The sequence below is a fragment of the Aureimonas psammosilenae genome (assembly GCF_009176975.1).
Classification (GTDB): Bacteria; Pseudomonadota; Alphaproteobacteria; order Rhizobiales; family Rhizobiaceae; genus Plantimonas; species Plantimonas psammosilenae.
The window spans coordinates 61,020-83,521 of the sequence record NZ_WEZG01000013.1; the positions used below are offsets into that span (position 1 = coordinate 61,020).

At 63.7% G+C, this 22,502-nt stretch carries 22 protein-coding genes; 15 read left to right on the forward strand and 7 right to left on the reverse strand.

All coding sequences use genetic code 11. The features are described 5' to 3' along the window. Positions 1–79: 79 nt before the first annotated feature. The 5 genes from F9929_RS19300 to F9929_RS19320 are packed head-to-tail and all read right to left on the reverse strand — an operon-like array spanning position 80 to position 5,502. A complete protein-coding gene (locus F9929_RS19300) occupies positions 80–1,291 on the reverse strand; it encodes a molybdopterin molybdotransferase MoeA (RefSeq protein WP_152048190.1) in 1,212 nt (403 codons plus the stop codon). Further along, positions 1,288–1,782 (reverse strand): cyclic pyranopterin monophosphate synthase MoaC, encoded by a 495-nt coding sequence (gene moaC, locus F9929_RS19305; protein WP_152048191.1) that lies wholly within the window; start codon positions 1,780–1,782, stop codon positions 1,288–1,290. The genes F9929_RS19300 and moaC overlap by 4 nt, the downstream gene beginning before the upstream one ends. Then, positions 1,779–2,591 (reverse strand): indole-3-glycerol phosphate synthase TrpC, encoded by an 813-nt coding sequence (gene trpC, locus F9929_RS19310; protein WP_152048192.1) that lies wholly within the window; start codon positions 2,589–2,591, stop codon positions 1,779–1,781. Before trpC ends, moaC begins: the two co-directional genes overlap by 4 nt. After that, positions 2,588–3,619: an anthranilate phosphoribosyltransferase gene (gene trpD, locus F9929_RS19315; RefSeq protein WP_152048193.1), complete on the reverse strand. Its 1,032-nt coding sequence runs from the start codon at positions 3,617–3,619 to the stop codon at positions 2,588–2,590. Before trpD ends, trpC begins: the two co-directional genes overlap by 4 nt. After that, positions 3,616–5,502 (reverse strand): peptidyl-prolyl cis-trans isomerase, encoded by a 1,887-nt coding sequence (locus F9929_RS19320; RefSeq protein WP_152048194.1) that lies wholly within the window; start codon positions 5,500–5,502, stop codon positions 3,616–3,618. The genes trpD and F9929_RS19320 overlap by 4 nt, the downstream gene beginning before the upstream one ends. A gap of 205 nt (positions 5,503–5,707) precedes the next feature. On the opposite strand from F9929_RS19320, the gene secG reads away from it, so the two are divergent. The 14 genes from secG (at position 5,708) to F9929_RS19390 (ending at position 19,629) form a co-directional block, all read left to right on the forward strand. Beyond that, the gene (gene secG / locus F9929_RS19325) at positions 5,708–6,226 is read left to right on the forward strand and encodes a preprotein translocase subunit SecG (RefSeq protein WP_152048195.1); all 519 of its coding nucleotides are present in this window, start codon (positions 5,708–5,710) and stop codon (positions 6,224–6,226) included. Positions 6,227–6,350: 124 nt separating this feature from the next. Beyond that, positions 6,351–7,979: a CTP synthase gene (locus F9929_RS19330; RefSeq protein WP_152048196.1), complete on the forward strand. Its 1,629-nt coding sequence runs from the start codon at positions 6,351–6,353 to the stop codon at positions 7,977–7,979. A gap of 1 nt (position 7,980) precedes the next feature. Then, the gene (locus F9929_RS19335) at positions 7,981–8,865 is read left to right on the forward strand and encodes a VOC family protein (protein ID WP_193227830.1); all 885 of its coding nucleotides are present in this window, start codon (positions 7,981–7,983) and stop codon (positions 8,863–8,865) included. 87 nt (positions 8,866–8,952) lie between these two features. Then, positions 8,953–10,230, forward strand: coding sequence for a phosphopyruvate hydratase (gene eno, locus F9929_RS19340; RefSeq protein ID WP_152048198.1), 1,278 nt, complete (start codon positions 8,953–8,955; stop codon positions 10,228–10,230). Between the two features lie 125 nt (positions 10,231–10,355). Continuing rightward, the gene (locus F9929_RS19345) at positions 10,356–10,676 is read left to right on the forward strand and encodes an FtsB family cell division protein (RefSeq protein ID WP_152048199.1); all 321 of its coding nucleotides are present in this window, start codon (positions 10,356–10,358) and stop codon (positions 10,674–10,676) included. 153 nt (positions 10,677–10,829) lie between these two features. Then, positions 10,830–11,915, forward strand: a complete 1,086-nt coding sequence (gene pdhA, locus F9929_RS19350; RefSeq protein ID WP_152048200.1) for a pyruvate dehydrogenase (acetyl-transferring) E1 component subunit alpha — start codon at positions 10,830–10,832, stop codon at positions 11,913–11,915. Between the two features lie 15 nt (positions 11,916–11,930). Then, positions 11,931–13,370: a pyruvate dehydrogenase complex E1 component subunit beta gene (locus tag F9929_RS19355; RefSeq protein WP_152048201.1), complete on the forward strand. Its 1,440-nt coding sequence runs from the start codon at positions 11,931–11,933 to the stop codon at positions 13,368–13,370. A gap of 48 nt (positions 13,371–13,418) precedes the next feature. After that, a complete protein-coding gene (locus tag F9929_RS19360; RefSeq protein ID WP_152048202.1) occupies positions 13,419–14,039 on the forward strand; it encodes a Uma2 family endonuclease in 621 nt (206 codons plus the stop codon). A 16-nt stretch (positions 14,040–14,055) separates the two neighbouring features. Continuing rightward, positions 14,056–15,486: a pyruvate dehydrogenase complex dihydrolipoamide acetyltransferase gene (locus tag F9929_RS19365; protein ID WP_152048203.1), complete on the forward strand. Its 1,431-nt coding sequence runs from the start codon at positions 14,056–14,058 to the stop codon at positions 15,484–15,486. Positions 15,487–15,497: 11 nt separating this feature from the next. Next, positions 15,498–16,142 carry an SGNH/GDSL hydrolase family protein gene (locus tag F9929_RS19370; protein WP_152048204.1) on the forward strand — a complete coding sequence of 215 codons (645 nt, stop codon included), beginning with the start codon at positions 15,498–15,500 and terminating at the stop codon, positions 16,140–16,142. A gap of 42 nt (positions 16,143–16,184) precedes the next feature. Then, entirely contained in the window at positions 16,185–17,636 is a 1,452-nt protein-coding gene (lpdA, locus tag F9929_RS19375; RefSeq protein WP_152048205.1) for a dihydrolipoyl dehydrogenase, read from the forward strand. 130 nt (positions 17,637–17,766) lie between these two features. Beyond that, a complete protein-coding gene (locus F9929_RS19380) occupies positions 17,767–18,027 on the forward strand; it encodes a GlsB/YeaQ/YmgE family stress response membrane protein (RefSeq protein WP_152048281.1) in 261 nt (86 codons plus the stop codon). Between the two features lie 99 nt (positions 18,028–18,126). Then, complete coding sequence (gene lipA / locus F9929_RS19385; protein WP_152048206.1) at positions 18,127–19,098, forward strand: lipoyl synthase; 972 nt, start codon at positions 18,127–18,129, stop codon at positions 19,096–19,098. 66 nt (positions 19,099–19,164) lie between these two features. Beyond that, on the forward strand, positions 19,165–19,629 hold the full coding sequence (locus tag F9929_RS19390; protein WP_152048207.1) for a type II toxin-antitoxin system RatA family toxin: 465 nt from the start codon (positions 19,165–19,167) through the stop codon (positions 19,627–19,629). Here F9929_RS19390 and F9929_RS19395 read toward each other — a convergent pair. Further along, entirely contained in the window at positions 19,602–20,108 is a 507-nt protein-coding gene (locus tag F9929_RS19395; RefSeq protein WP_152048208.1) for a CinA family protein, read from the reverse strand. The two genes, F9929_RS19390 and F9929_RS19395, sit on opposite strands and share 28 nt — an antisense overlap. Further along, positions 20,105–21,304 (reverse strand): bifunctional 2-C-methyl-D-erythritol 4-phosphate cytidylyltransferase/2-C-methyl-D-erythritol 2,4-cyclodiphosphate synthase, encoded by a 1,200-nt coding sequence (locus F9929_RS19400; RefSeq protein WP_152048209.1) that lies wholly within the window; start codon positions 21,302–21,304, stop codon positions 20,105–20,107. The genes F9929_RS19395 and F9929_RS19400 overlap by 4 nt, the downstream gene beginning before the upstream one ends. Before the next feature lie 175 nt (positions 21,305–21,479). Between F9929_RS19400 and dusB the strand changes: the two genes are divergently transcribed. Next, a complete protein-coding gene (gene dusB / locus F9929_RS19405; protein ID WP_235919437.1) occupies positions 21,480–22,502 on the forward strand; it encodes a tRNA dihydrouridine synthase DusB in 1,023 nt (340 codons plus the stop codon).

The following is a 22,502-nucleotide window of genomic DNA, read 5'->3' on the forward strand; positions in this document are numbered from 1 at the left end:
GGCGAATCCATCAAAACAAAACCTGAACAAGTCCTATATGTTCTAGTTGTGTTCCGCAAGCGTTCAAGCTTTGGTGCCGTTAGTCGAGCGAAATGAAGCGGCAGGGTTCTCCGGCTTTCGCGGCGGGGGCGAAAGGCTCCCGGACCAGAAGCGCGTCGGCTTTGGCGAAAACGCTGAGGAGAGAGGAATCCTGACGCCCCGCCGTGGAAAGGATCGGCATGACAGCGGAGGCCTCGCCGACGGTGGCCCGAAGGAAATCGGCGCGTTGGTCATTGGCCGGCAAGTCCTCGCCGAGAATGCCGTTGCGATACGCGATCGCCGGATCGAGACCGAGAAGCGCTTTCACAAGCGGCTGAAGGAAGAGCGTCGCGGTCACGAGGCTCGATGCGGGATTGCCCGGTAGACCTAACAACCGCATGGGTCCAAGGCGGCCCGCCATCAGCGGCTTGCCCGGACGCATCGCGATCTTCCAGAAATCGATGAGAACACCTCGTGACGCAAAGACATCGCCGACGAGGTCATGATCGCCAACCGAAGCGCCACCGCTCGTGACCAGTATGTCTACGGCTTCATCGCGCGCGCGGTCCACCATGGTCCCGATCGCGCCGAGATCGTCCCGAACGAGCCCGTAATCCAAGACTTCGCCACCGGCGCCTTCCACCATTGCGGCGATGCCGAAGCTGTTCGACGAAACGATCTGCGCCGGCCCGACGGCCTCGCCGGGCAGAACCAGTTCGTCACCGGTGGCAAGAATCGCGACGCGCGGGCGGCGCACCACCGTCAGTTCGGGATGCCCGGCGCTGGCCCCGACCGCGATCTTGCCGGCGTTGAGGAGGGTGCGCGCGGTGAGAAGGACTTCGCCTTTTTTGAAATCCGCTCCGGCCCGGCGGATATGACGACCCGCTGGTGAAGAGGCGAGTGGCAGAATCGTTTTCGCGTCGACGCGTTCGGCATTCTCCTGGATCAGGACCGCATCGGCGCCGGCCGGCATCGGCGCGCCGGTGAAGATGCGCGCGCATGTGCCGCTTTCGATGGTGCCCGCGAAGCCATTCCCGGCGGCAGATTCGCCGATCAGCGCGAGAGGGGTAAAGGGCTCTGCCAAGTCCTCGGCGCGCACGGCGTAACCGTCCATGGCCGATGCATCGAAGCCTGGCTGCGTGCGAAGCGCCACGATGTCGGCGGCGAGTACGCGACCGGAACACCGCCGAAGGGGCAGGGACTCGGTATCGCCGATCGGCACGACATCGCCGACGATGCGCGCAAAGGCGTCTTCGAGAGAAAGCAGGCTCACCGCTGCGATTCGTCCACGGACCAGTCCCCCGAACGTCCACCGGATTTCGCGAGGAGGCGAATGCCCTCGATGGTCATACCGCGATCCACGGCCTTCGCCATGTCGTAGATGGTGAGGCAGGCGACGGAAACGGCGGTCAGGGCTTCCATCTCGACGCCCGTCTTGGCGGTGACGATGGCGATCGCGACGATTCGCAGGCCGGGCAGGGCGGTATCGGGCTCGATCTCCACGCCGATCTTGTCCATCGTCAGGGGATGGCAAAGCGGAATCAGGTCGGATGTTCGCTTGGCCGCCATGATCCCGGCGACACGGGCGATGGAGATCACGTCGCCCTTCTTCATGTTGCCGCTTTGGATAAGCGTCAGCGTTTCAGGCGCCATCGTCACGAAGCCTTCCGCCGTGGCGACGCGGCGCGTCACGTCCTTCTCGCCGACATCCACCATCGACGCTGCGCCGCGCTCGTCGAGATGCGTCAGGCGCGTGCCGCTCACGCCGCCGCCTCGGCGCTCGGCCGGGATAAAAGCGTGCGCGTCGCCGCTTCGACATCGCTCTGGCGCATCAGGCTTTCTCCGACGAGGAACGTCTGGAAACCGCTGCGCGCCAAGGTTTCGCAATCCTCCGGCGTGAAGATCCCGCTTTCGCCGACGAGGATACGGTCGGGCGGGACCAGACCGGCAAGGCGCGACGACACGTCGAGGCTCGTTTCGAAAGTGCGCAGGTTGCGATTGTTGACGCCGAGCAAGGGCGATCGCAGCCGAAGCGCACGCTCGGTTTCGGCCTCGTCATGCACTTCGAGGAGAACATCCATGCCATGGTCGAATGCGGCGGCTTCGAGATCGGCGGCCAAGGCGTCGTCAACCGCCGCCAGGATGATCAGGATCGCGTCGGCACCCCAGGCGCGCGCCTCCGTCACCTGATAGGTGTCGAACAGGAAGTCTTTGCGCAGAGCGGGTAGGGAAGTGGCATCGCGCCCGGCCGACAGGAATGAGGGATCGCCCTGGAACGAGGGCTTGTCCGTCAGGATACTGAGGCAGGCTGCCCCGCCGCGTTCATAGGCGAGTGCCAGTGACGGCGGATCGAAATCTGCGCGGATCAGTCCTTTCGAGGGGCTCGCCTTCTTGATCTCGGCGATCAACGCGAAGCTGTTCTCGCGATGCTTGCGCCGGATCGCCTCCGTGAAGCCGCGCGGGGCGGGAAGGGTGCGGGCAGCCGCCTCCACGTCAGCCAGGGGGCGCAAGCGCTTCGCTTCCGCGATCTCCTCGCGCTTGTAGGCTTCGATCCGGCGAAGAATATCCGTCATGCGACGCTTCCCGTGCTTCGATTCGAGGAGGCGATCAGCTTTTCCAGCACGGCGAGGGCCGAACCGTCATCGATTGCCTGAGCCGCACGTGCGATGCCGGTTGGAATATCCGCAGCCTCGCCCGCCATTACGAGCGCGCCCGCGACGTTCAGGAGAACGATGTCGCGATAAGCGTTCCGCTCGCCGCCCAGCACGGCGCGCAAGGACGCCGCATTCGCTTCGCCGTCGCCCCCGATGATCTCGGACAAAGGCGCCCGGCGCAGGCCGAACTCCTCCGGCGTCAGATCGAAGCGCTCTATTTGTCCGTCCCGAAGAGCGACGACCGACGTCGTGCCGCAGGTCGTCATCTCGTCCAAGCCGTCTCCATGCACGACCCAGGCCGAATCGGCACCGAGCGCGCGCAGCGCCTCGGCGACCGGCATCAGCCATTCGGCGGCGAAGACGCCGACCAGCATTCGGCGAACACGGGCGGGATTGGCGAGCGGACCGAGGAGGTTGAAGATCGTTCGCGTCCCTAGCTCCACGCGGCTCGGGCCGACGAAGCGCATCGCCGGATGATGCAGCGGCGCGAACATGAAGCCGATGCCGGCTTCCGCGATGGTGCGCGAAATCTCGATCGGCGGCAGGTCCGTCTTCACGCCGAGCGCGGTCAGGACGTCCGCCGCACCGGAGCGCGAAGACAGCGCGCGATTGCCGTGCTTGGCGACCACGAGACCGCAGCCGGCCGCGACGAAGGCCGAGCAGGTGGACACGTTCACCGTGCCGGCATGGTCGCCGCCCGTTCCCACGATGTCAACGGCACCGGCGGGCGCCGTGACGGGCAGCATGTTGGCGCGCATCACCGAAACGGCGCCGGTCATCTCGTCCACGGTTTCGCCGCGAACGCGAAGCGCCATCAGGAAGCCGCCGATCTGCGTCGGCGTCGCCTCCCCGGACATCAGGATGCGGAAGGCTTCCTCCGCTTCCGAGCGGTCGAGCGACGCCCCCGTCGCCACCTTCGACAGAAGAGGCTTCAGCGTCTGGCTCATCGGATGGAGGCCTGGGCCCGTTCGATCGCCTGCGGGTAGGAGACGACTTGATAGGCCTCGCGAAGCCCGTCGACATAGGTCTGCAGAAGATCGTCCTGCATGAGCTGGTCGAGCTGACGAGCCTGACCGGCACCGAGCGAAGCCACGGGATCGATCGGCGGAGCGATGGAGGTGACCTGCAGGAGAATGCGGGACGTGCCGTCCGGGCCCGTCGCCAGCGACGAGCCGCCTTCCTTGGCATTGAAGAGAGCATCCACGCCCTCGCCGAGTTGCGCGCCGCCCGTTTGACGGCTGACGGCTGCGGCGACCGACTTGGTCAGGCCTTCCGCGGCCGCGATCTGGTCCATCGTTTCGCCGCCGTCGAGCCGAGCCTTCAACGCCGTCGCCCGTTCGCCGAGAAGGCGTTGCGCCTCGTCCGACTTCCAGTCGGCGATGACGCGCGGGCGAACCTCGTCCAGGCTGCGCTCGCGCGGCGCGTCGATCTTCGTCACGTCATAGAAAAGCGAGCCCGCCGGGCGGATATTGATCGGCGGGTTGTCGCCGCCGGGCTGAGCCGTGAAGACCGCTTCAAGAAAGCCTTCCGTGGTCGGCAGGTCGGCAAGCGGCTGGTCGTCCGCGCCATTGCCGGACCGGGAAACAGCCGGAATCTGCGTCACCTTCAACCCCGCGCGCTCTGCCGCTTCCGCGAAAGGGGCACCGCCGGCGCGGGCGTCGTCGAAGGCGTTCTGCGCTTGCTGCAATTGTTCGCCGCCCGTTTGTTCGGCGAGTTCCCGGCGAATCTGGTCACGCACCTCGTCCAACGGCTTGACGGCCTCGGGCTCGACCGAAACGACGCGCAGCACGACCGGGCCGAACGTGCCCTGAACCACTTCCGAAACCTGCCCCGCCGCGAGGGCAAAAGCGGCGTCCGCCACCGCGCGGTCGGCGATCTGCGCTTTGGCGCGAAGGCCGAGATCGACGTCGGCGATCGAGCGCCCCGTGCCCGCGACAACGTCTTCGAAGCTGTTGCCACCGGCAAGCTCGGCCTTGGCGGCGTCGGCCGCCGCCTTGTCCTTGAAGAGGACCTGCTGCACCTGCCGGCGCTCGGGGTTGGTGAAGCGCTGGCGGTTCGCCTCATAATCCTGGCGGATATGATCGTCCGTGATCGCGCCGGCATTGGCCAGCGTTTCGGGAGTTGCGAGGGCGTAGGAAACGCTTCGCAGTTCGGGCGCGGCATAGCGCTGCTTGTAGCGATCGTAGTAGGCGGTAACGGCGTCCGCGGCGGGCTCGGCGACCGGCTCGACCTTCGAAACCGGCAACGTCACGTAGTCCGCCGTGCGACGCTCGCCGACATAGATGCCGAACGCCGTCTTCATCGCGTTCGGCAGATTGGCGCCTCGCGCCACCGCATCGACGATCTGGCTGCGAACCGCCGCCTGCTGACGGTTCTGGATGAACTGATTCTCCGTCATGCCGATGCTGGACAGGAGTTGGCGGAAGTTGGCGCGCGAGAAATTGCCTGCGCCGTCGTGGAAGGACGGATCGTCGGCGATGAGCTGTGCGAGCCGGCCTTCCGACAGGCCGAGGTCGAGCCTGCGGGCCTGCTCGCCAAGTCCGGCTTCGGTCACGAGCTGCGACATGACCTGCGATTCGATGCCGCTTCGGCGGGCTTCCTCGCGCGTCGGCCTGCGCTGCAGGCGGTTCGCCAGATTCGCTTCGGCCTGCTGCCAGGCGAGAAGATAGTCGTCGGCGCCGAGCTGGGTTCGGCCGGCCGCGACCACCTTGTCGGAGGTCGAACCTTGGAAGAAGCCGGCAAAGCCGGTGACGACGAAAGCCACGACCACGAGGCCGAGGATCAGCTTGGCGACGAAGCCGGACGTCTTGCTGCGCAGCGTCTTCAGCATGGAAAAGGATGTCTCTCTCGGGCTTGACCGGTTCTATTAGGAAAAGGACAGGCTTCGACGCAAGAAGAGCACGTTCGAATTATCTCGTATCGGAGACAGGCGGGCTCGAATCGCGAAAGAATTTGGCTTCGCCCGCATGGTCCTATAAGAAGCCGCGAAATTCGAACCGGTTTGGGGCGGCCACGCTGCCCGGCGAAAAGCAGTTATGGGCTCCATCCTCGATACAATTCTCATCATCGTCCACCTGATGATCGTGCTGGCGCTGATCGTGGTCGTTCTTCTTCAACGATCCGAAGGCGGCGCGCTCGGCATCGGCGGTGGGGGCGGCGGTCTCATGACGGCGCGCGGCGCCGCCAACGCCTTGACGCGCACGACGGCGATTCTTGCGGCGGGCTTCTTCATCACGTCATTGGCGCTCGGCCTGTCCGCACGCTACGGCAACCAGCCGACCGATATTCTGGACCGCATTCCGGCGAACCAGTCGGCTCCGTCCGGCACCGGCAACAACAACGGCACGCTGCTGGATCAGCTCGGCGGAATGCCCGCGACGGGCAGCGCTCCCACGGGCACGACGCAAACGCCTGCGGGCAAGCCCGTGACCGCCGATCCGGCCATCGCGCCATCCAACGCGACGACCACCGGGCCGTTGAACGCGCCCGCTGGCGATGCGGCTCCGGCTGCGCCCGTCACGCCCGCGCCCGCCGGTCAAACGCCGGCACCTTGAGCTCTCGGCGGTCTCGTTCGGCCGCCTAGATTCGACGGAAGGGCGCCGCACCGGCGCCCTTTTGCATTCCGCCACCAAATTCGGGGCTGGCGGAATCGGAAGCATAGCGATATCGGGAAAGTCCATGGCGCGTTACATCTTCATCACCGGCGGCGTGGTCTCCTCTCTTGGCAAAGGCATAGCAGCAGCCGCGCTTGGCGCGCTGTTGCAGGCACGCGGTTATCGCGTGCGGCTGCGTAAGCTCGATCCCTATCTGAACGTCGATCCGGGCACGATGAGCCCGACCCAGCACGGCGAAGTCTTCGTGACCGAGGACGGTGCGGAGACCGATCTCGATCTCGGCCATTACGAGCGTTTCACAGGCCGCTCCGCCAACCGGATGGACAACATCACCACCGGCCGCATCTATATGGAACTGATCGCCAAGGAGCGGCGCGGCGACTTCCTGGGCGCGACCGTGCAGGTCATCCCCCACGTCACCGATGCCATCAAGGCCTTCGTTCTCGACGGCAACGAGGACTACGATTTCGTGATCTGCGAGATCGGCGGAACGGCCGGCGACATCGAGGCGATGCCCTTCATGGAGGCGATCCGCCAGCTCGGCAACGATCTGCCCCGTCATGGCGCGATCTACATTCACCTGACGCTCATGCCCTTCATCGCATCGGCGGGCGAGTTGAAGACCAAGCCGACGCAGCATTCGGTGAAGGAGCTTCGCTCCATCGGCATCCAGCCCGATATCCTGCTTGTGCGCGCGGACCGGCCGATTCCGGTGGAAGAGCGGCGCAAGATGAGTCTGTTCTGCAACGTCCGCGAAACGGCCGTGATCCAGGCGCTCGACGTGGCGACGATCTACGACGTGCCCGTCGCCTATCACGCCGAAGGCCTCGACACGGAAGTTCTCGCCGCCTTCGGCATCGACCCCGCGCCCAAGCCCAAGCTCGAACGTTGGCAGCAGATCGTGCAGGGCATCCGCAACCCGGAAGGCGAAGTGACGATCGCCGTGGTCGGAAAATATACCGGTCTGAAGGACGCCTATAAGTCGCTGATCGAGGCGCTGCAGCATGGCGGGTTGGCCAACCGGGTCAGCGTCAAGCTCGACTGGATCTCCTCGGAGGTCTTCGAGCAGGAAGACCCGACGCCTTATCTGGAGCGCGTCAACGGTATCCTCGTGCCGGGCGGCTTCGGAGAGCGCGGGTCGGAAGGCAAGATCCTGGCCGCCAAGTTCGCGCGTGAGCATCAGGTGCCGTATTTCGGCATCTGCTTCGGCATGCAGATGGCTGTGATCGAGGCGGCTCGCTCGCTGGCGGGCATCGAAAAGGCGTCGTCGACGGAATTCGGTCCGGCGGAAGAGCCGCTGGTCGGCATGATGACGGAATGGATGCGCGGCAACGAACTGGAGCGGCGCAAGGGCGAGGGCGATCTCGGCGGTACGATGCGCCTCGGTTCCTACCGCGCTTCGCTGCAGCCCGGCTCCCGCATCGCCACGATCTACGGCGATACCGAGATCACCGAGCGTCATCGCCACCGCTACGAAGTGAACCGCGCCTACAAGGAAAGGCTGGAGGAAGCCGGGCTTTCCTTCGCCGGCATGTCGCCGGACGGGCTTTTGCCGGAAACGATCGAACTGCCGGACCATCCCTGGTTCATCGGCGTGCAGTACCATCCGGAACTGAAGTCGCGCCCGTTCGAGCCGCATCCGCTGTTCAAGTCGTTCATCGCGGCTTCCGTCGAGCGCTCGCGACTGGTTTGACGTGGAGCGCGCGCGCGACCTCGATCACGTCGTTCTCGCCGTCGAGGACCTCGCTCGCTCGCGCCGCGTCTTCGAAGGCCTGGGGTTTCGCGTTGCGGCCGACGCGGCCCATCCATTCGGGACGGGCAACGCCTGCATCTTCTTCGCGGACGGTTCCTATATCGAACCCCTTGCCGTGCTCGACCGCGATCTGGCCGAAACGCGGGCGGGTGAAGGCAATGCGTTCGTTCGCCGCGATCTCTCCTACCGCCTCCGGCACTCGCTCCCGGCCTTCACCGCAGCGGCATTGAAAAGCGACAACGCTGCCGCAGACCGGGAGGCCTTCCGCACCGCCGGTTTCGATGGCGGCGAGACGCTGGAATTCGGCCGCCCGTTTCAGACGCCCGGCGGAAAAAGCGTCGATCTGTCGTTTCGGCTGGCCTTCGCCGCAGATCCTCAGGCTCCGGCGACCTTCCTGTTCTCCTGCGAGCGTCTTTCCGATTTCTCGCCCGATCGGGAAGCGCTGACCCGGCACCCGAACGGGGCGTACGGCATCTCGCGCCTGATCTATGTCGCGGCCGAACCGGAGCGGCATCGCGCATTCTTCGAGGCGATTTTGGCTGGACAGGACATCATAGCCAACGGACTCGGCTCCTCCATGAGTATCGGTGGCCGGGTGGTCGAAGTCGTGACGCCGGAGGGACTCGGCGCGCGCTACGGCGTTTCGGCCTATGACGGAGCCGGGCTGCACCTCGTCGGCGTCGTTCTCCAAGGTATTCGGACGGAAGAGGTTCCAGCCTTCGCGCGATCCGCCGGCTTGCCGTGCGAGGATGTGATGGGCCGGCACGTCGTCTCGTTAAGCGAAAGCGGGGGCTGTTTTCTCGCCTTCGAACCTGCCGGGAGGTAAGGGCACAAATCGCGGCCGGGTCTGGTCAAACCGTCACACGCCTGTTCTAAGAGCGCCCGAATTGGCGCTTGCCGAGAGGAGACGAATATGGCCGCGATCATCGATATCATCGGACGCGAAATCCTGGATAGCCGAGGCAATCCGACTGTCGAGGTCGACGTCGTGCTGGAAGATGGCGCGCGCGGCCGCGCGGCGGTTCCGTCCGGGGCCTCCACCGGCGCCTATGAAGCCGTGGAGCTTCGCGACGGCGACGCGCGCTATGCCGGCAAGGGCGTTCTGAAGGCCGTCGAAGCCGTCAATGCGGAGATCATGGAAGCCTTGATCGGTCTCGATGCCGAGAACCAGATTTCCATCGACCGCACCCTGCGCGATCTCGACGGCACCGAGAACAAGAGCCGGCTCGGCGCGAACGCGATTCTCGGCGTTTCGCTCGCCGTCGCAAAGGCATCCGCCGAGTCCTGCGGCCTTCCGCTCTACCGATATGTCGGCGGTGCGAGCGCCCATGTTCTGCCGGTGCCGATGATGAACATCATCAATGGCGGCGCCCATGCCGACAATCCAATCGACTTCCAGGAATTCATGGTCATGCCCGTCGGCGCCGAGACCTTCTCGGAAGGGCTGCGCGCCGGTGCGGAGATTTTCCACGCTCTCAAGAAAAGCCTGAAGAGCGCCGGCCACAACACGAATGTCGGCGACGAGGGCGGTTTCGCCCCCAATATCGGCTCGGCACGCGATGCTCTCGATTTCGTTCTCAAAGCCATCGAAGCGGCCGGTTACCGTCCGGGCGAAGACGTCTTCCTGGCGCTCGACTGCGCCTCGACCGAGTTCCAAAAGAACGGCGTCTACGATCTCGAAGGCGAGAATCGCAAACTCTCGTCCGAAGAGATGGCGGGCTACCTCGCCGAACTCAGCGCGAGCTACCCCATCATCTCGATCGAGGACGGCATGGGCGAGGATGACTGGAACGGCTGGCGTATCCTCACCGAGAAGGTCGGTGACAAGGTTCAGCTCGTCGGCGACGACCTGTTCGTGACGAATTCGAAGCGTCTGCGCCAAGGTATCGAGAAGGGTGTCGCCAACTCGATCCTCGTGAAGGTAAACCAGATCGGCTCGCTGACCGAAACGCTCGATGCCGTGAACGTGGCCCATCGCGCCGGCTACACGGCGGTGATGTCCCACCGCTCCGGCGAAACCGAGGATTCCACCATCGCCGACCTCGCCGTCGCCACCAACTGCGGTCAGATCAAAACCGGTTCGCTGTCGCGGTCCGATCGCTTGGCAAAGTACAACCAACTTCTGCGCATCGAGCAGGAACTCGGCGACCAGGCCGTTTATGCCGGCAGCTCGATCCTGCGCCGTCGCTGAACAAACGGGAAGGGAGCGCCAACGCGCGCTCCCTTTTTCGATTCTGAGACCTTACCCGAACGAGGTCGATCGGTTCGATCATCAGCCTTAACCAGCCGTTAAAACGGCGGTGCGATGATCGCTCCATGTCGAAGCCGACCCTCACAAAACAGTATCGCAAATCGAAGCTCGCACGCCTCGTCGTGCCCTTGGTGACATGCGGCTTCCTGGCGTATTTCGCCATGCATGCGCAGAGCGGGCGGTATGGTCTGGAGGCCAAGCAGGATCTGATGTCCAGCTTGGCGGCCTCGCAAAAACGATATGACGATCTCCGTAAGAAGCGGGAGCATTTGGAGCATCAGGTCGAACTGCTGCGCGACGGCACGTTGGATCGTGATCTCATCGATGAACGGTCTCGACAGGCGCTGAACTATGCAACGCCTAACGAGATCGTCGTCATGAAATAGATGAACCAATATTCAGTTCAAAATAATGCGACGCAGCATTTGAACTCAATTTTGGTTTAAGATTGATGGCCGTCTTGCGGCGGTTCCGTGTCTCGGTATATTCGCGCTTCAGTCGCATCCGCCATGTGGATGCCCGCGATACGGAGACGCATCATGGCCCCGGTGAAACCGAAGAAGCCGACCGACGCGGAGCAGACCCAGGACTCTGCCGAACTCGTCAACTCCCTGGCCCAGCTCAGCGCCCCGGAGCCGCAGGAATTCTCGAGGGACGAGGAACTGCGCGCTTATCGTGATATGCTCCTGATCCGTCGTTTCGAAGAAAAGGCCGGCCAGCTTTACGGCATGGGCTTCATCGGCGGCTTCTGCCACCTTTATATCGGCCAGGAGGCCGTCGTCGTCGGCATGCAGATGGCGATGAAGGAAGGTGATCAGGTCATCACCGGCTACCGCGACCACGGCCACATGCTGGCGACGGGTATGGAAGCGCGCGGCGTGATGGCGGAGCTGACCGGGCGCCGCGGGGGCTACTCCAAGGGCAAGGGTGGCTCCATGCATATGTTTTCCAAGGAGAAGCATTTCTACGGTGGCCACGGCATCGTCGGCGCACAGGTTCCGCTCGGCACGGGTCTCGCCTTCGCCAACCGTTACAACGGCAATGACAGCGCCTCGATCACCTATTTCGGTGACGGTGCGGCAAACCAGGGGCAGGTCTACGAGAGCTTCAACATGGCCTCGCTCTGGAAGCTGCCGGCCGTCTACGTGATCGAGAACAACCGCTATGCCATGGGCACGTCGGTCAGTCGCGCTTCGGCGGAAACCAACTTCGCCCATCGCGGCCTGTCGTTCAAGATTCCGGGCATTCAGGTCGATGGCATGGACGTACGCGCCGTGAAGTCCGCCGGCGAGCTGGCGCTGGACCATTGCCGCAGCGGCAAGGGTCCGATGATCCTCGAAATGCTCACCTATCGCTATCGCGGCCACTCGATGTCGGACCCGGCGAAGTACCGGACGCGCGACGAGGTGCAGCGCATGCGCTCCGAAAATGATCCGATCGAGAAGGTGCGCCAGCGTCTGGTGGATGCTTATGGGATGTCCGAGGACGACCTGAAGGCGATCGACAAGGACGTTCGCGAAACCGTCGCCGATTCCGCCGATTTCGCACAGAACGACCGCGAGCTCGATGCTTCCGAGCTTTGGACGGACATCTACGCCGACGCCGTGCCGCAGGCGGCTGAGTAAGGACTGGAGGGCACGATGCCGACCGAGATTCTGATGCCTGCCCTTTCCCCGACGATGGAAGAGGGCACCCTTTCGAAATGGGTGAAGAACGAGGGCGACAGCGTATCGCCCGGCGATGTCATCGCCGAGATCGAGACCGACAAGGCCACGATGGAAGTCGAGGCCGTGGACGAAGGTGTGATCGGCAAGATCATCGTCCAGGCCGGCACGGAAGGGGTGAAAGTGAACGCCCCGATCGCCATTCTGCTGGCGGAAGGCGAAGACAAGTCGGCCTTGAACGGCGCAGGAGAGAGTGCGGCCAAACCAGCCGCCGAGAAGCCTGCGGAAGCCAAGACAGAGGATTTCGCCGGCGAGAAGGCGACATCCGAAAAGACCGCCGGGCCGAAATCCGTTCCGGCCGAAGGCATGAAGCATCCCGAACCCGACGACGTTGACGGCGATCTGGCGGAAGAGGTCCCGGCCGGGGTCGAGATGGTCTCCACCACCGTCCGCGAAGCTTTGCGCGATGCGATGGCCGAAGAGATGCGTCGCGACAACAATGTGTTCCTGATGGGCGAAGAGGTTGCCGAGTATCAGGGCGCCTACAAGATCAGCCAGGGGCTCCTCGAGGAGTTCGGCGCGCGGCGCGTTGTGGATACGCCGATCACCGAGCATGGCTTCGCAGGTCTCGGCGTCGGCGCGGCCTTCGCCGGCTTGAAGCCCATCGTCGAATTCATGACCTTCAACTTCGCCATGCAGGCGATCGATCAGATCATCAATTCGGCCGCTAAGACACTCTACATGGCGGGCGGCCAGATGGGATGTCCGATCGTGTTTCGCGGTCCGAACGGCGCTGCCGCGCGGGTTGCCGCGCAGCACAGCCAGGACTACGCGGCGTGGTACGGCCATATTCCGGGCCTGAAGGTGGTGATGCCCTACACGGCGGCGGACGCGAAGGGGCTTCTGAAGTCGGCGATCCGCGATCCGAACCCGGTCATCTTCCTTGAAAACGAAATCCTCTACGGTCATTCCTTCGAGGTCCCGAAAACCGACGACTGGACCGTTCCGATCGGTAAGGCCCGTATCCATCGCAAGGGAAAGGACGTGACGATCGTTTCCTTCGGTATCGGCATGACCTACGCGGTCAAGGCGGCCGAGGAACTCGCCAAAGACGGCATCGACGCGGAGATCGTGGATCTGCGCACGATCCGCCCGCTCGATATCGATACGGTCGTCCGCTCGGTGAAGAAGACGAATCGCTGCGTCACCGTCGAGGAAGGCTGGCCGCAAGGCTCGGTCGGCTCGCATATCGCTTCCGAGCTGATGGAGCGTGCCTTCGATCACCTCGACGCTCCGGTGTTGAAGGTTACCGGGAAGGACGTTCCGATGCCCTACGCCGCCAATCTCGAGAAGCTCGCCTTGCCATCCGTCAAGGAAGTGATCGAGGCGGTGAAGGCGGTCTGCTACCGGGGCTGACACGATGGCGGGCAGGGTGGTTCCGAATGCAGGTCGGGGGAGGCGTTGATGTCGGCGCTCCCGCGATCTCGTCGTGCCACCTATGCCGACCTCGAAGCGGTGCCGCCCCATCTCGTGGCGGAGATCGTCGAGGGCTCGCTGATCACCCATCCGCGTCCCGCGCCGAAGCATGCCGTCGCCAGTTCGGCGCTCGGGATCACGATAGGCAGTCCGTTCGACCGAGGGCGCGACGGCCCTGGCGGATGGATTATTTTGGACGAGCCGGAACTCCATCTCGGCGACGACGTCGTGGTGCCCGATCTGGCTGGATGGCGGCGCGAGCGCATGCCCGTCTTGCCGGACACCGCTTATTTCGAGACGGCGCCGGATTGGATCTGCGAAGTCGTCTCGCCGTCGACCGAAGCCTATGATCGCGGTGTGAAGCGCGCGGTCTATGCCAAAGCCGGCGTCGTTCATTTCTGGATTCTCGACCCTCGCGCCGAGATTCTCGAAACCTTCTCCCTTCGCGACGGAGGCTGGTTCCTGACAGGAACCTTCAGCGGGACCGACCATGTGTCGGTCGCGCCGTTCGACGCGATCTCCTTTCCGCTCGCCGAACTTTGGCCTTTCAGCCAGCCGACGGGCCCAGTCGAAGCGAGCGCTTCGGCCGACACAACAACTGACACCTGATTCGCGGAGACGCTTCATGCCGATCAACGTGACGATGCCGGCGCTTTCTCCGACCATGGAAGAGGGCAACCTCGCCAAATGGCTGGTGAAGGAAGGCGACAAGGTTTCGGCCGGCGATGTCATCGCCGAGATCGAAACCGACAAGGCGACGATGGAAGTCGAAGCCGTGGACGAAGGAACCGTTGCCAAGATCGTGGTTCCTGCCGGAACCGAAGGCGTGAAGGTCAACGCGGTTATCGCCGTCTTGGCCGGTGAAGGCGAAGATGCCAGTTCGACGGGCGGCGAAGCGCAGGCCTCCGGCTCGGACACCAAGCCGGTCGGTGATGTCGCCGCCGACAACGCGGTGGTCGGCAGCGTGAAAGACGCCAAGGACCCCGAACGGCAGGGCTATGCCAAGTCGGACGATACCGCCGTCGTCGGATCGCCGGCCGGTCGCCCCGCGTCTCAGCCATCGTCGTCTTCGTCATCCGGCGGCGGTCGCGTCTTCGCATCCCCGCTGGCGCGCAGGCTTGCGAAGGAACAGGGAATCGACCTGTCCGGCGTCTCCGGGTCCGGGCCGCACGGCCGGATCGTGAAGGCGGATCTGGAAGGCGCTGCGAAGGGCGTGGCGGCTCCTAAGGCCGAAACGGCGACCGAAGCCGGCAAGCCCGCGGCCAAGCCGACGGCCGATGCGGCCGTGCCGGTTCAGCCCAAAGCGCAGAGCGACGATCAGGTCCTCAAGCTCTTCGCCGAAGGCTCCTATGAGAAGGTGCCGCATGACGGGATGCGCAAGACGATCGCTCGCCGTCTGGTGGAAGCCAAGACCACCGTTCCGCATTTCTATCTGACGCTGGACTGCGAACTCGATGCGCTGCTCGCGCTTCGTTCCCAGCTCAATTCCGCCGCCCCGAACGTCAAGTCCTCGGCGGGCGAGAAGCCGGCCTACAAGCTGTCGGTCAACGACATGGTGATCAAGGCCATGGCGCTGGCCCTCAAAAGGGTGCCGGACGCCAACGTCTCCTGGACGGAAGGCGCCATGCTGAAGCACAAGGCGGTGGATGTCGGCGTTGCAGTTTCCATCGAGGGCGGTTTGATCACGCCGATCATTCGTCGCGCGGACGAAAAGACCTTGTCCACGATCTCGAACGAGATGAAGGACCTGGCCAGCCGGGCGCGCTCGCGCAAGCTGAAGCCCGAGGAATACCAGGGCGGCACGACGGCGGTGTCTAACCTTGGAATGTTCGGTGTTCGCGACTTCGCGGCGATCATCAATCCGCCCCACGCGACGATCCTCGCGGTGGGCGCCGGTGAGCAGCGCGCAGTGGTGAAGAACGGCGCGGTGGTGGTCGCCACGGTGATGTCCGTCACGTTGTCGACGGATCACCGAGCCGTGGACGGGGCGCTCGGCGCGGAACTTCTCCAGGCATTCAAGGACTTCATCGAGAACCCGATGGGGATGCTCGTCTAAGGAATTCGGCCATGAAAACGGTTCTCTGCTACGGCGACTCCCTGACCTGGGGCTACGATGCCGAAACGGGCGGTCGCCATGCCTATGAGAACCGTTGGCCCTCCGTTCTCGCCGATGGGCTTGGAAGTGAAGCGAGAGTGATCGTCGAAGGCCTCAACGGTCGAACGACGATCTACGATGATCCGAGCGCCTATCCGGACCGGAACGGCGCTCGCGTCCTGCCGACGATCTTGGCGACGCACCAGCCGGTGGATCTCGTGGTCTTCCTGCTCGGCACAAACGACCTCAAGCGCCATACCGGCGGGGGGCGCGCATTCGAAGCCGGGATGGGCATGGAACGGCTGGTCGAAATCGTCCAGACCTTCCCCTTCATGCGTATTTTTCCGCAATCCAGGGCCTTGATCGTGTCGCCGCCTTGTTTCCGGCCGACCGACGATACCGTGGGGTCCGTCCTTCTTGGCCACGCCATCGAAGAGTCGCAGCGGTTTTCGAACTGTTATTCGCTTGTGGCCGATGAATATGGCTGCGACTTCTTCGATGCCGGTGAAGTCTGCGAGACGACCGAAATCGACGGCTTCCATCTTGATGCGGTCAATACGAGACGCTTGGGTGAAGCCCTTGTTGAACCGGTCAAGGCCATCCTCGCCCGCAACTGAATCATTCTTCCAGCCAGCTTCTTCGGAAAGGCACGTTTCGCCATGGCGGACACCTACGACATCCTGATCATCGGCGGCGGACCGGGCGGCTACGTCGCGGCGATCCGCGCCGCGCAACTCGGCTTCAAGACGGCCGTCGTGGAACGCGAGCATCTGGGCGGCATCTGCCTCAACTGGGGCTGCATTCCGACGAAGGCTCTTCTGCGTTCGGCCGAGATCTATCATTATGCCGAGCATGGCCAGAACTACGGCTTGAAGATCGCCAAGCCGGAATTCGACATCGCGGATGTCGTGAAGCGCTCGCGCGGGGTCTCGGCGCAACTGAACGGCGGCGTCGGCATGCTTCTGAAGAAGAACAAGGTCGACGTCATCTGGGGCGAGGCGCGTATCGAAAAGGCGCCGAAGGGCGGGCCTGTCGAGGTGTCGGTCGGCAAGATGAAGAAGCCGCCGGTGGAACCACAGAACCCGGTTCCGAAGACCGTGCTGGGCGAAGGTCGATACACGGCCAAGCATGTGATCGTGGCAACCGGCGCGCGTCCGCGCGTCCTCCCCGGCATCGAACCGGACGGCGATCGTATCTGGACCTATTTCGAGGCGATGAAGCCGAAATCCATGCCGAAATCCCTCGTCGTGATGGGTTCCGGCGCTATCGGCATCGAGTTCGCGTCTTTCTACCGGACGATGGGCGCCGAGGTGACGGTCGTGGAGCTTTTGCCGCAGATCCTGCCGGTGGAGGATGCGGAAGTCGCCGGCGTCGCGCGCAAGCAGCTCGAGAAGCTCGGCATCCGCTTCATGACGGAAGCCAAGGTCGCCAAGGTGACCAAGAACAGCGACGGCGTTTCGGTGGATGTCGAGGCGAAGGGCAAGACGGAAACGCTGAAGGCGGAGCGGCTGATCTCGGCTGTCGGCGTTCAGGGCAATTCGGAAGGCCTGAACCTCGAAGGCGTCGGCGTCGCGGTCGAGCGCGGCATCGTGAAGACGGACGGGCTCGGCCGCACCAACATTCCGGGCATCTATGCCATCGGCGACGTGGCCGGCCCCCCCATGCTGGCGCACAAGGCCGAGCATGAAGGCGTCATCTGCGTGGAAGGTATCAAGGGCCTCCACGTCCATCCGATGAAGAAGGAGCAAATCCCCGGCTGCACCTATTGCCAGCCGCAGGTCGCGTCCGTCGGCTTGACGGAGGCGAAGGCGAAGGAAGGGGGGCGGGAGATCAAGGTCGGCCGGTTCCGGTTCGTCGGAAACGGCAAGGCCATCGCGCTCGGAGAGCCGGAGGGTCTGGTGAAGACGATCTTTGATGCCAAGACCGGCGAGCTGTTGGGCGCCCACATGGTGGGAGCGGAGGTCACGGAACTCATCCAAGGCTTCGTGGTCGCGATGGGCTTGGAAACCACCGAAGAGGACCTGATGCACACTGTCTTCCCGCATCCGACCCTGTCCGAAACCATGCACGAAAGCGTTCTCGATGCATATGGCCGCGTCATCCATATGTAAGGACTGAGGCGGCACGGGCCAAAAGCTCGTGCCGTTCGAACTTTTGCCGCATTTTCCAGCGGCGTCATCTTGCCGCGCACCACCCGCGCCCAATCTCTTCTGCAACACACCTGCTGCATGGAGTTGCGCGATGGATACTAACGGCGTTGGTTGGCTCGGTGCCATCATCATCGGCGGATTGGCCGGCTGGCTGGCCGAACAGTTCATGAAAAGCGATATGGGCATCCTCATGAACATCATCCTCGGCATCGTCGGTGCCGTGGTTCTGAACGCGATCCTCGCGGCGTTCAACGTCGGCTTCACGGGCGTCATCGCCTACCTGATCATCGGCTTCATCGGCGCCTGCCTGTTGATCGCCGTCGCCCGGATGTTCCGCGGCCGCCGCGTTTAACACCAGTCTTCTCGAGTTCGACTTGCGCCGTTCCCACCAAGATGGGGACGGCGTTTGTTTTCGTTGCACGAAGGAACTGTCCGGCTTAAATCTACCGGCATGGTCACCATCCTCGATAGTCGCGCTCCTTCGGCCAGCGATGCTCGCGTCCGGCATCCGGAAAAAGCGCATCGTCCCGACAATGTGAGTCTGCCGAAGCCGGACTGGATCAGGGTCAAGGCGCCCGTCTCGAAAGGCTATGACGAGACCCGCGAGATCGTCCGCTCCAACCGGTTGGTGACCGTCTGCGAGGAAGCGGGATGCCCAAACATCGGCGGATGTTGGGAAAAGAAGCACGCCACCTTCATGATCATGGGCGGCATCTGCACGCGCGCCTGCGCCTTCTGCAACGTCGCCACCGGCAAGCCGCATGCGCTGGACAAGGACGAGCCATTGAGCGTCGCGCGGGCGGTGGCCGCCATGGGGCTCAGCCACGTCGTTGTAACTTCTGTCGACCGTGACGATCTCGCTGATGGGGGCGCGGAACATTTCGCGGAAACGATCCGCGCGATTCGCGCAGCCGCGCCGGGAACGACGATCGAGATCCTGACGCCCGACTTCCTGAAGAAGCCCGGCGCGCTGGAAGTGGTGGTGGCCGCCAAGCCCGACGTCTTCAACCACAATATGGAAACCGTTCCGTCCAACTACCTGACGGTCCGGCCGGGCGCGCGTTACTTCCATTCCGTGCGTTTGTTGCAGCGGGTCAAGGAGCTCGATCCCACGATGTTCACGAAGTCCGGCATCATGGTTGGGCTTGGTGAGAAGCGGAACGAGGTTCTGCAACTCATGGACGATCTTCGAAGCGCGGATGTCGATTTCATGACGATCGGCCAGTATCTCCAGCCGACCAAGAAGCATCACGCCGTGATGAGCTACGTGACCCCTGACGAATTCAAGTCCTATGAGACCGTGGCTTACACCAAGGGCTTCCTTCTCGTGGCCTCCAGCCCGCTGACCCGGTCATCGCACCATGCGGGTGAGGACTTCGCCAAGCTGCGGGCCGCACGGATCGCGCGACAAGCGGCCGCTTGAACAGCCTTCTTGCGGTTGACCTCGCGCGGCCTTAGCTTCGCGTGAGATTCTCATGCGGTTTTCGTCATGCCCAAGTTCGAGACGGTGCGCACCGTCAAGCACAGTCCCGATCAAATGTTCGACCTTGTCGCGGATGTCGAGAAATATCCGGAATTCCTGCCGCTTTGCGAGCGGTTGGAAGTGCGTTCGCGGCAGGAAAGGGACGACAAGTCGCTGCTGATCGCCGACATGACCGTCGCCTATAAGATGATCCGCGAGACCTTCGCCTCGCAGGTTCTGCTGCGCCCGACGGATAACGAGATCGACGTGAAGTATCTCGAAGGCCCGTTCCGCTATCTCGATAATCGCTGGACCTTCGAGCCGAACGGCGCGAACGGCGCGAACGTCCGATTCTTCATCGACTACGAGTTCAAAAGCCGGATGCTCGGAATGCTGATGGGCTCGATGTTCGATTTCGCCTTTCGGCGTTTCGCGCAGGCTTTCGAGGAGCGGGCCGACAGGATCTACGGCGTCCCGGCACCGGTGGCTTGAGCCGCGCTGTCGATCAACGACAAGGCGAAATGGACCGAGCGAAGCCTGATCTCCTCACGCGATAGCGGGCCGAAGCTCTGCACTGCGTGGCGAGTTCCGGTTCGGCTCGCGATCCCGAAATGAACGAGGCCGACGGGCTTTTCTGTGCTGCCGCCGCCCGGGCCGGCAACGCCGGTCACTGCCACCGCGAGGTCGGCCTTGGAACACGCCAACGCCCCCTCGGCCATCGCGACGGCAACTTCCGCTGAGACCGCGCCGTGGCGCAGGATGAGATCGGCGGGAACGCCGATCATCTCCGTTTTCGCTGCGTTGGAATAGGTGACGAAGCCGCGGTCGAGAATGGCGGACGAGCCGGGGATATCGGTCAGCGCGGCGGCGATCATTCCGCCGGTACAGGACTCGGCGGTCGCGATCACGAGCTTTCGTTCGATCAGAAGGGCGACGAGACGGGATGCGAGAACCGATGTTTCCTTTGTCATGAAACCGCTTCGCCATAGCTGACGCTCGCCGTCGCGATGGCGGCGATGCCTTCCCGTCGACCGATGAAGCCGATCGTCTCGTTGGTGGTCGCCTTCACCGATACTCTCGTCGCGTCCAGCCCGGTCATGTCGGCGAGGGCGGCCATCATCGCGTCGCGATGCGGCATGATTTTCGGTGCTTCGGCAATGAGGGTCACATCCACATTGCAGATGCGCCCGCCGTTCCGGCGAACGATCTCCACCGCATGCCGCACGAAGATGTGCGAGGCGGCACCGCGCCAGCGCTCGTCGGACGGCGGAAAGTGCACGCCGATGTCGCCGGCGCCGCAGGTCGCGAGCAAAGCGTCGGTCAGGGCGTGAAGCCCGACATCGGCATCGGAATGACCGGCCAGCGACTGGTCGTGGGGGATGCGGACTCCGCACAGGGTGACATGGTCGCCGGCCACCAGTTGATGGACGTCGTAGCCATTGCCCGTCCGAACATCGATCATGCGCAACTTCGCCTCCGCCTGCCGGAAATCCGCCGGGTATGTGAGTTTGACGTTCTCCGTCGACCCCTCCACGATCCTGACCCGACAACCGGCCCATTCGGCGACGGCGGTATCGTCGGTGAAATCGTGTCGATTCTCGGCCGCCGCCCGCCGATGGGCATCGAGGATCAGCGCGAAGGGAAAGCCCTGCGGGGTTTGAGCTGCAAAGAGAGAGCGTCGATCGACCGTCGCTTCCACCAGCATGTCATTCCCGGTGCGCTTCAACGTATCGGCCACCGCCAAGGCCGGCAGCGCCGCCGTCCCGTCGCTGACCGCATCCACGACCCGCGCGATGAGCGCGGCATCGACGAAGGGGCGCGCGGCGTCGTGAACCAGCACGATGTCGGGCTTTTCTTCGGCGATCACCTCCAGGCCTGCGCGAACCGACTGCTGGCGGGTAGCGCCGCCCAGCGCAAAACGGACGGATGGAAGATGCGCCAGCTCGCTTTTGGCTCGATCGAGATCATCGGGATGCACCACCACGATGATCGCATCGAAGATGTCGCTCATGGAAAGTCGCGTGGCAGCGTGCTGAAGAACCGTTCGCCCGGCCAGGAGCCGGAATTGTTTCGGTTCTTCGAAAGGGGGCCCCGCACGCATTCCTCGACCCGCCGCGACGATGATCGCGACGATGGAAAGCGCTTCGCGGTGAGGGAAATCAGGCATGGTACTCATCTTTCGCCGGTGGACCATAGCCGATGTTGCAGCGCAAGCTAAACTGCTTGTCTTTTGGGCATCACTCGGTAGATTGGCTCCGATGGCGCGAGAATCAACATATCTCGATATTGATGACCTTTTGGGCGTAGAAGCTGAAAATCAGCCATTTCGCCAAGGGTTGGATTTGCCGATCGATATCGGAGGCATAAGGCTCCGCAACCGCGCTTTTCTTGCTCCGCTGTCCGGCATTTCCGACGTTCCCTTTCGCCGGATCGTGCGCGGCTTTGGTGCAGGCGTCGTCGTCTCGGAGATGGTGGCGAGCGCTGAACTCGTTCGCGGCCATCCCGAAAGCGCCCTTCGCGCAAAGGCGGACGGCGACGGGCCGCATGTCGTCCAGCTTGCTGGCCGGGACCCGGTCTGGATGCGGGCGGCGGCCGAAAGGCTGGCTGCGGACGGCGTCGATATCATCGACATCAACATGGGCTGCCCGGCCAAGAAGGTCGTCGGGGGCTTGTCCGGATCGGCGCTGATGCGCGAGCCTGAGCTTGCATTGCGCATCGTCGAAGCCACCGTCGAAGGGGCTGGCTCCGTGCCGGTCACCTTGAAGATGCGTCTCGGCTGGGACGAAGCCACCATCAACGCTCCCGAGATCGCGGCGAAGGCCGAAGCCGCAGGTGTTCGAATGATCACCGTGCACGGCCGCACCCGCATGCAGTTCTATTCCGGTCGGGCGGATTGGCGGGCGATCCGCGCCGTGAAGAATGCCGTGGGCGTGCCGGTGGTGGCGAACGGCGATCTGGTTGCGTCGGATCGGGTGAACACGATGCTGAGCGCCAGCCAAGCCGATGCCGTGATGATCGGGCGCGGGGCGCAGGGCAGGCCCTGGTTCCCCGCCTTGGTCGCAGGCGCGATACAGGCGCATGACCTTCGAACCGTTCGCCTCGCTTCGCTGATCGCCGCCCATTACGAGGCGATCTTGGATCACTACGGCGTTCAGGTCGGCTCGCGCGCGGCGCGCAAGCATCTCGGCTGGTATCTCGATGGGATGGTCGACGTCACAAGCCATTCCTTGGTGCCGGATCGTGCGCGAATGCTCGCATCTGACTCGCCCAAAGCGGTTCTCGCCATGATCGCCGATATCTTCGGCGATCTGTCGGCCGCGGATGTGGAATTCGCGCCGCGTCGCGAGACGGCGGAGGCGGCCTGA